The sequence below is a fragment of the Bradyrhizobium sp. Kon58 genome (genome assembly GCF_055807455.1).
Window position 1 is genome coordinate 429424 of record NZ_JBVVOT010000005.1, and the last position, 8184, is coordinate 437607.

Sequence of the window (8184 nt, forward strand, 5' to 3'; positions counted from 1 at the left end):
GTGACTGCCAGGCCGAAAAGCACCAAGGGTGCAGGTTCATTGCCAGTCCTGTCGCTCGAAGCTGATCTCCTTAAAAATATACGCATCGCAGCAGCGGCGGCCAGTGACGGCAATGGTGGAATGACACCTTAGACCCTGCTTGCGATTTACTTCGCCGTCACGGGCTGCCTGACCCGTATCGTGATCTTCTCCGAAACAATGGGCGGCTCGAACGGATAATGCTTGGCATCGCCTAGCACGAGCTGAAGCGTGTGCGTCCCGGGCGGAAGTTCGAGCAGCGTTTCGGTTTGTCCCGCCCCGAAATGCAGATGCGACTTGTCCTGCAGGATCGGCTCCTTGGGATCGATGGGGTCGTTGACGTCGATCAGCAGATGATGGTGACCGGCGTTCTGATACTCGTCGCCGGCATGCGTCACGCCCATGTTCCGAAGGCCGAACCGAACCAGAAATCCGCCACGGACCTTCTGCCCGTCATGCGGGGTGATGAAATAGAGCTTTGCGTCCTTGGGCGCTGCCTTGCCTTGCGAAAAGGCTGCCCCCGGAAGCAATGCGAGCGCCGCCGCCAGTGCGGCGCAACGAAGGATCTGCATCAGACCAACTCCACCACCTAAGGACTGAGCGCCACGCGGAATCCGTGCGTGGGATAACGAACATTGGTGTCGTAGCCGTCGCGGTTGGATGGCCGCACATATCTCGAATCGTTCTTCCAGGAGCCCGAGCGCAGAACATGAGCGCTGCAGTCCCCGCTGCTCCATGCCGAGCCGTCGCCGGGCGCGCCCTGATAGGTCTTGTGCCAGCAGTCCTCGACCCATTGATCGACACCGCCGCCCATGTCGTGGAGCCCGAACGGATTAGGCTTGAAGCTGCCGACCTTCGTTGGCTGCTCGGCCGGGAGATCACCGCAATCCTTGCAACCGGCCATGCCCGGCTGCAGCTTGTCGCCCCACCAATATTTGGTCTGCGTTCCGCCCCGCGCGGCATATTCCCATTCGGCTTCGCTCGGAAGCCGATACGTCTTCTTTGTCGCCTGAGCGAGATAAGCCGCATATTGCTGCGCGTCGGTCCAGCTCACATTGCTGACCGGCGCATCGTCCTTGCCGATGGCCGTGAAGCTGCACGCCTTTGCGGCGGCGCACTCGTTCCATTCCTGCACGGTCACCGGATATTTGCCGATCGAGAATGGCTTGACCGTCACCTGATGCACAGGACGCTCGGTCGGGTCATCATTGCTTCCCATTGCAAAGCTGCCGCCGCGAATGGCGACCATCTCGGGTTCGCGGACGGGAACGGTCGATGGACTTGGCGCCGGAGCGGGCGAGGGGGGCGACGAAGCCGACGAGGGAGAAGTCTGCGGCGCCGCGTCGCGCGGCGGAGGCTGCGGGCTTGGCGATGCGGTAGGAGAAGCGCTAGGAGAAGCGGGCAGGGCGGCCTGCTCGCTCACCTTGCCCGGCGCCTGCGTCAGCAGGTACCACAGCACGCCGGTGGCAATGACCAGCAGCGTGAGGCTCAGGAGGAAGATCAAGATATTCTCGCGCCGGCCCTTAGTCTTGCCGACTGCATCTGCATCCGGAAGCACGCGATAGACGCGGACGGGATCGGTGATGTTCTTGACCTTCCGGTCCCCGAGCGACTCGTAGCCGCACACCACCTTGTGCTTGATCTGCTCGTAGATCGCCCCCGAAATGTAGACCTGACCAGGCCCCGCAATGCCCTCGATGCGTGAGGCGATGTTGACGCCGTCACCGTAGATATCGTCAGACTCAACGATGACGTCGCCGAGATTGACGCCAATCCGGTACTCGATCCGGGTATCCTTCGGAAGCGAGGCGTTGCGGCCGATGAGGTTCTGCTGGATGACGATGCTGCATCGGACGGCCTCGACTGGACTGTCGAAGATCGCGATGAAGCCATCGCCCGTCGTCTTCACCAGGCTCCCATGGTGCTCGACGATGCTGGGCTGGATGAGATCCCGCTCGATCCGCTTGACGCGAACGTGCGTGCCCTCTTCGTCAGCCTGCATCAGGCGGCTGTAGGAAGCGATGTCACCGACAATGATCGCTGCCAGACGGCGAGGCCCCACGCCATGTGAAGGGGGTTCACCGTTGTTCCCGGATCGGAAGTTGCGAATTTCGCCCATAGCGGACCTACAAAACTGGAAGGCGACCGCAGCATACGATCCGCCAAAAGGATCGAATTCCAAAAAATATCACACCGATGAACGCAGACAATATCGAAGCACTCGTCTGTATCGCGTTGCCGACCGAAATGCCATCCTATATTACCTGCCGGTCCTCGGACGCGGTCTCGCCGCCGATGACTGTCGAGCGTACGTATTGGGCGCCGCGACCATAGGGCGGCGTGAGGGCATGTCAGCGGCGAAGAGACGATAGGGCTGCTAGCAGCCGGTCCTAGAACATTCCGATACCTTTCGGCATTGCATGGAATGCGCAGGTACTAGTTTCACTTTGAAGGAAGTCGCCCCCATACTAACCATACGGGCGAAGTCCTCAAGACGACGAGGCTGCCTGGGAGCGGCCCTTCGGCTTGCCCGTGACCTTGAGCATGGGCTGCGACCGGTGAAAGTTGAACACTTCGCGTCGTCAGTGAGACGGGACCAGTGTTCATCGTGACGATGACGACAAATCGCTGCTAGGGACCAGGACCATTGGCGCCCGAGCATCATCTGCGTGCTCATGCCAACCCCACCAGGCGCAATTGTGAGACCCCGCCGCCGCGGTGGGATGACTGCGGCATCCGACAAAAGTGCCGTCGTTCACCGGGTTCGCGAGCGGAGGAACGCTCTTATGGCGGAGTTGCCTATCATGAGCGCGATCCGGCGTTCGGCGTGAACTGAGCCGCAAGTTTGCACAGCTAGAAGAACAATGCCAACCAGCGCAGCACGCCGATCTCCGCCTCATGATAAGGCTTCATCACTGCCCAGGAGCAGCAATGGTCACGGTCTCTTCCATGATCTTCGCCACGCTACCGTCTCGGACCACGATTGCGGTATAGTAGCCGTGTAGAGGTTGGTCGCCGAGCTTGGCCTGCCACTCGCCAGCATTGAACACGAAGTTGCCGAAAGACCGCGCCACGTTGCGCTCGACCGAGTAGTCGTGCAGGTCCAAGTTGACGACATCCTGCAGGTTACGGCGAATCGCTTCTCGGCCTACGAAGATACCGCTTGGCGTCACCCGAATAGCGTCGTTGGTAAAAGCTGCAGCCATGGCATCGACGTCTTTGCGATTGTATGCCTCGGCGAAATCCTTCTGCAGGTCGGCATACTGGTCGGCCGTAGTCTGCTGAGCGGCGGCAACATAGCAAGCCGACATCAATAAGAATGCGGCAAGTACGATCGTACGCGCCATCGGGGTTCGCCTTCGTCAGGACGATTCGGTCAGAACCACTCGCCCGGCATGTACTTGTCGGCAACAATAATGCTCACAGACACGAGCAAGCCGCCAAAACAGAATAGAGATACCGATAAGAACGCCTCGAAGTCAGCAATCGTCTCGACCGACGCCTTGGGAAAAATACGGGTAGTCAATGCCGCCATGTTGCCCTCCAATTTGTTCTATCGCGGCTGAACCAAACTCGCGCTCGGCCCATCACGGCGCGGAGTCAGCGCCTATTTTACAGCATCGATCCGCAGCATCTCGTCGAGGCGAGCCTGGCAGTACTCTTCATAGAGTGCGTTGATGATCGTCCACATGACGTGAGGTCCCCTATCCACCTGATGAAGGCTAGTGCCGTTCTGTTTCAGGATCGCTTCGTGGGACCTGCCATATGGTTTCGAGCTGACGGCCTTCGCGCATCTTGCAGCGCACAGATTTCGCGGACAAAGCGTGTCACAATCGAAGTGCTACGGCGCGAAATCCTTACTTGCGTTAGTAATCCAAGCACTGTCGTTGGCCGCCGGGGCCTGATGCAGCTTATCGCTGCTTCTTCAATGCGTCGGAGTGGCCGAGCGATGCGGTCACTTGGGCAGAAAGCTTGAGGTGATCGGCTTGAAGGCTTCCTGCGCAAAAGTCCTGTAAAGCTCGCCGATCTTGGTCGCTTCAGCGAAGAACGTCTCTTGTGCAGACTTGGCGTATTCGGTTGTCAATTCGGTGAACTTGTCGGGGGACTTCACGGCTGCAAGCTTCTCGAAATAGGCCTTGCTGGCCTCGAACGACGATTTCGCGAAATCGGTCTGGGCGGTTGTAATAGCGGTAAGATGCTGCTGAATGTTGGAAAAATCGGTCATGTTAAATGGTCCTTGGTCGATCAGTCCCGGAGGAGATCTCCGATCCAATTGATCACGGTGTCTTATGAAGGTGGGGGTGCCTAAAAAGCAAGCATAATTGGTGCGCCGCAGCAATGACAGTTTGTAGACTGTAGTTTTACGGAGTTCACATTTGAAGATGGACGGCTTCGAGTCACAGGCTGCCTCTAACGGCCTAATGGCCCTTCCGGTCGGCGTTTGAGGCTCCGCCGTCCTTGTGGGCTAGCTGCTCAAGAAGCAGGAGAATTGCGCGGCGCGTGCCCCGACTCTTGATCTCTTTGAACGCTTTGATCAGGCGAAGCGTGTCGCGATCGATCTTTGGGAATTCCATCGGCGCCCCGGCGAGCGAAGGCCACAGCAGGGAGATCCTGCTGCGGCCCCGCGCGGTCAAAAATCCGGGTGGAAAAGATCTAAGTGAAATATGAAGCCAGCCCCGGTGAACCGATCATACCGGGCCGTCGGGCAAGGGAAGTATGATCTAAATCACGAACCCGCATTAGTGATTAATCTGAACCATCCATGCTGAGGGAGAGCGCCGCCGAGGCGGGCTAGCTGGCGGGCTCTCACCTCGAGCACAAGGCCGCGTATGTCCCCCACGGCCCTGTCCCAAGCAACAAGCCACGCAGCCGCCGCTAACAAACTGTAAACCTAGTTGCGTTCATATTCGTCGGTCGCAATGGTGAACTCGCTGCGACCTTCGGCCGGAAGCCCGCTAGCTAACGCACCTGGCGGGCTTTCTTCCTATCTGAAACAGTCTGATGATCCATCAAGCATCGCGTGGATGAAGAGAAACGACAAACCCAAAGAATGGACCGATGCAGAGGTGCAACTCTTGCTCGCTCTGTCGCGCGAAGGCGCCGGCGCGGTACAGATTGCGAGTGCGTTGGATAGATACATTTCATCGGTGAAGCGTGTGGCGGAAAACTTCGGCCTTCAACTGCGGGGTTAAGGGCTCCGGTCACGCTGGCCGGCCTAGCACTCCCGGCGCTCTAATCCGCAATTGGATCGGCTGCCGGGAGCATTGGGGGCTGGAAGCCATGCGATGCCACGTTAGCCCTATATCGACAATGCGTACAAAACCGGAATCCGGTAGTTGTCCGGAGTCCATTTTCGGAACGGGGTGTTCTACTGTGAGAACACCGGCGCGATTTAAATACCAACCAATTTCAAGTTGACCGGGAATGCCGCAGTGGGGCTGGAACCACGCTGCGGCTTTTCCGTGAGAAATACACTTCCGCGCACATCGAAATTTTCGTTAGACGACAGTCTTGCGTAGCAATTTGATCCCGAAGTTCATTTTGAGCGCGGGCGAGCGCAGTTGGATAATGGGCAAGATCGGATTTGCAATCATCTTTGCTGCGATTGCGGCATATGCGGCGGATCATCGCTGGAACGATGGCCGCTATACACGAAGCACAGCTACGGTGCTTCGCGATGTGCAGCATGCGATAGGTTGGTGACCCTCAGGGGCAGCCGTGATCATTGATCCTGTTCAGCTTGCGTCGGCCTCAGTGTGGTTCTAGTGCCCGTTCAACGCCCGCATGCTACCGATGCGGGCAAACATGGTCGGCTTCCACCTTCCGCGACCAAAATCAACGGTCCATCGCGGCTTGCCACTAGCGTCAAGCAGCGTCACCAACTTGCCGCGGTTTGGCAGCACGATCGACTCGTCGAAAGCGGACCACTTCATGCCTTCGCCAGCAAATCCTTGCCCGGCGTCAGGAGTCGCACATAGGTGCCGCTTTCGTGCAGATCGAACCAGTCGCGCTCGAATGCAGACTTGATGCCGGCGCCGAACTCCGTGCCGCTTCCCTTGAACGTGTAGTTGATCTTCTCGATATAGATTCTGCCGTCCTGTACTGCCCCAATGCCCGAAGCCAGCTGAACGAGCTGGCGGGCGGCAGCCTCTGGATCGGCAAAAGGGCGTTCAGTGACGTGCTTCATCGCTGGAATCAAAACCTCAAGCGCCTATGCCTGGCTTGACTTGCCCGCGACGTAGGCGGGAATCGCCACCCTTTGTCGCGAATGATTGTGTTAATCGTGTACACCACTTGGCAAAACTCCTCGGCCCCGACATGTTCTGCGCGTCGTGGCGGCGGTACATCAGCGATTAGGCCCTGCTCTGGCGGTCTTTTTCTTTCCCGAGGTTTGCAGACGGCACGGTCCACCCATCAGGAGATTGGTCTATCCTCGTGAGAAGTAGCCGGAATTGATGAACGTCCACTGTGGGAGGGGAGGCCTAGCGATTCGGCGCTACAATACCAGTGTTCGTATTCCCCAAATCCTGCACAGCCTTGTTCATCGTAGGGTCGGTGACGTAGCCGCTGGCGGGGGTAGAAGAGCCGTTGTTCTCATTCCTGGCGGGATTGCCCAGCCGATTTCCCGTGGTTTGATAGTTGAGAGCGTTGCTTGTGTTAGGTCCGGGCGAACCACCCGTACCGCTCGCGGTGCCACTGCTCGACATCGAGCCGGCCGCCGTGCTGCCTGAGCCTGTTCCTCCTCCAGAAGCTCCACCTGAACCACCTCCGCCAGCTTGCGCCAGCGCCGAGGCGCTGGTCAAAACTAGCGCCGCTACGAAGAGAAATGTGGAAGATCGCATTGTGGGCTCCTATGCTGCATAGGAAAAAACGCCCCAGCTCGATCTCGTTCCAAATGGAAGTCACTTAAGAAGAACAGGGCGCTAAAGCAGATTATTGGGAGGGCGCAAAGAGTCGTGCGACCAGCGCAGGGCATGCGCTCCAGCCGAGCAGGTGGTGGGCCAAATGCTCTCGTAGCGCTGCACCCTTGGTCTGCAACTGGGAGAAGCCGAATGCATCTGATCCGTCACCTCATCGTTGAAGGTTCAAGCTCCAGTGTCGATAACGGCGGGGCTAGGACGACATCGTATCACACCCTCTACCTACTAAACGCTATCCATGAGACTAGTCAGCAATGCTTTGCGACGGATGGTGCTCTTCTTGCAGATATGCTCGGCCGACAATCGTCAGTAATCGCCGCATTCAAGGATGTCCCGAACATCCTGTTCGTTCAGGCGGGACAAAACGATCTTCGTTCGAGTGACGCATCAGCGTGGCTGGCGGCATTTGTCGGTTATTTAGCCAACTTTCAGGAAGCAATTAAGTCCTCACGCAAAATCGTGCAGCTCGGAATCAGCACGCATAATCCTCGTAACGAAATTATCTTCAATGTTAATCGGGCCGCCGCCGACGCAGCCCTGCGGCGTTTTCCAGATGAAGGAAAGTGCGATTTTGTCGTCGATTGGGCTGCCGATCCGACCTGGGGGTCTGACTCCGCTGCCGCAAACCAAGCTTTATACCCTGACGGCACGCATCCTTCGCAGGGCGGACAAAGCAACATGGAGGCAAATTACTTTCGACCTACGCTCAACTCCCTCTTTCCTCTCACTTGATTCATCGTAGAATTCGTTCTTATTCGCTAGACCTGAAGGCTGTAATCGACGTCAACACAAGCTCAAGTGTGCTGATGGAACTTATGGCCCCTTGATCTTTGCGTTAGGCGCCGAAGTGGAATAGGCAAACGATGCTCCGCTGGCTTAGCTCAGATCATCAAAAGATCCGAAGCGATCGAAAGCAGCTTGAAGTGAGGGCTCGCCGCCTGCTGCAGAGTTACCTGACGGCCAATGAGTGGCAAAAGCGCCAATACTATCAGGCAATCGCCGGCGCGGCTTCTGCATGTCAGCCTGGTATTGATGATCCGAGTTTAAGTAACGAGAAGCTTGCTGAATTAGCCGCTCAGGCGGCGACAAAAGTCGTCCAAGTACGTGATCGGAAAGCCAAGGATGCGCACGACCATTCAGCTGTACTGATCACGGATGCATACGCAACAGTTGCAATCGCCTATCGACGAGCGGCTTCAGCCTACACTGCTGACAAGGAAATGGAGCAGCTGGGCACCGCCGCAGT

Annotated in this window: 10 protein-coding genes; 4 read left to right on the forward strand and 6 right to left on the reverse strand. The window is 57.6% G+C overall.

Annotation, left to right across the window (positions count from 1 at the left end):
- Positions 1-146 precede the first annotated feature (146 nt).
- The 5 genes from AC0L20_RS12915 to AC0L20_RS12935 all read right to left on the reverse strand — a co-directional run bounded on the left by AC0L20_RS12915 (position 147) and on the right by AC0L20_RS12935 (position 4243).
- Positions 147-590: a DUF4399 domain-containing protein gene (locus AC0L20_RS12915; protein ID WP_473288824.1), complete on the reverse strand. Its 444-nt coding sequence runs from the start codon at positions 588-590 to the stop codon at positions 147-149.
- 17 nt (positions 591-607) lie between these two features.
- Positions 608-2137 (reverse strand): SUMF1/EgtB/PvdO family nonheme iron enzyme, encoded by a 1530-nt coding sequence (locus AC0L20_RS12920; RefSeq protein WP_473288825.1) that lies wholly within the window; start codon positions 2135-2137, stop codon positions 608-610.
- A 793-nt stretch (positions 2138-2930) separates the two neighbouring features.
- Entirely contained in the window at positions 2931-3365 is a 435-nt protein-coding gene (locus tag AC0L20_RS12925) for a YybH family protein (RefSeq protein WP_473288826.1), read from the reverse strand.
- 29 nt (positions 3366-3394) lie between these two features.
- Positions 3395-3553 carry a hypothetical protein gene (locus AC0L20_RS12930; protein WP_197031148.1) on the reverse strand — a complete coding sequence of 53 codons (159 nt, stop codon included), beginning with the start codon at positions 3551-3553 and terminating at the stop codon, positions 3395-3397.
- A gap of 420 nt (positions 3554-3973) precedes the next feature.
- On the reverse strand, positions 3974-4243 hold the full coding sequence (locus tag AC0L20_RS12935) for a phasin family protein (protein ID WP_051462794.1): 270 nt from the start codon (positions 4241-4243) through the stop codon (positions 3974-3976).
- Positions 4244-5042: 799 nt separating this feature from the next.
- On the opposite strand from AC0L20_RS12935, the gene AC0L20_RS12940 reads away from it, so the two are divergent.
- Entirely contained in the window at positions 5043-5210 is a 168-nt protein-coding gene (locus AC0L20_RS12940; protein ID WP_155809755.1) for a hypothetical protein, read from the forward strand.
- Positions 5211-5529: 319 nt separating this feature from the next.
- Entirely contained in the window at positions 5530-5721 is a 192-nt protein-coding gene (locus AC0L20_RS12945; RefSeq protein ID WP_473288827.1) for a hypothetical protein, read from the forward strand.
- Between the two features lie 226 nt (positions 5722-5947).
- On the opposite strand, the gene AC0L20_RS12950 is transcribed toward AC0L20_RS12945, so the two are convergent.
- Positions 5948-6205, reverse strand: coding sequence for a hypothetical protein (locus AC0L20_RS12950; RefSeq protein WP_456768633.1), 258 nt, complete (start codon positions 6203-6205; stop codon positions 5948-5950).
- 865 nt (positions 6206-7070) lie between these two features.
- Here AC0L20_RS12950 and AC0L20_RS12955 point away from each other — a divergent pair.
- Entirely contained in the window at positions 7071-7670 is a 600-nt protein-coding gene (locus AC0L20_RS12955) for an SGNH/GDSL hydrolase family protein (protein WP_473288828.1), read from the forward strand.
- A gap of 131 nt (positions 7671-7801) precedes the next feature.
- On the forward strand, positions 7802-8184 hold a 383-nt coding region (locus AC0L20_RS12960), incomplete at its 3' end, for a hypothetical protein (RefSeq protein ID WP_473288829.1).

What these genes read in the sequence shown, in the direction of transcription:
- AC0L20_RS12915 (WP_473288824.1), bottom strand. Translation starts at nt 590, where the DNA reads ATGCAGATCCTTCGTTGCGCCGCACTGGCGGCGGCGCTCGCATTGCTT.
- AC0L20_RS12930 (WP_197031148.1), bottom strand. Translation starts at nt 3,553, where the DNA reads ATGGCGGCATTGACTACCCGTATTTTTCCCAAGGCGTCGGTCGAGACG.
- AC0L20_RS12920 (WP_473288825.1), bottom strand. Translation starts at nt 2,137, where the DNA reads ATGGGCGAAATTCGCAACTTCCGATCCGGGAACAACGGTGAACCCCCT.
- AC0L20_RS12940 (WP_155809755.1), top strand. Translation starts at nt 5,043, where the DNA reads ATGAAGAGAAACGACAAACCCAAAGAATGGACCGATGCAGAGGTGCAA.
- AC0L20_RS12925 (WP_473288826.1), bottom strand. Translation starts at nt 3,365, where the DNA reads ATGGCGCGTACGATCGTACTTGCCGCATTCTTATTGATGTCGGCTTGC.
- AC0L20_RS12935 (WP_051462794.1), bottom strand. Translation starts at nt 4,243, where the DNA reads ATGACCGATTTTTCCAACATTCAGCAGCATCTTACCGCTATTACAACC.
- AC0L20_RS12955 (WP_473288828.1), top strand. Translation starts at nt 7,071, where the DNA reads ATGCATCTGATCCGTCACCTCATCGTTGAAGGTTCAAGCTCCAGTGTC.
- AC0L20_RS12950 (WP_456768633.1), bottom strand. Translation starts at nt 6,205, where the DNA reads ATGAAGCACGTCACTGAACGCCCTTTTGCCGATCCAGAGGCTGCCGCC.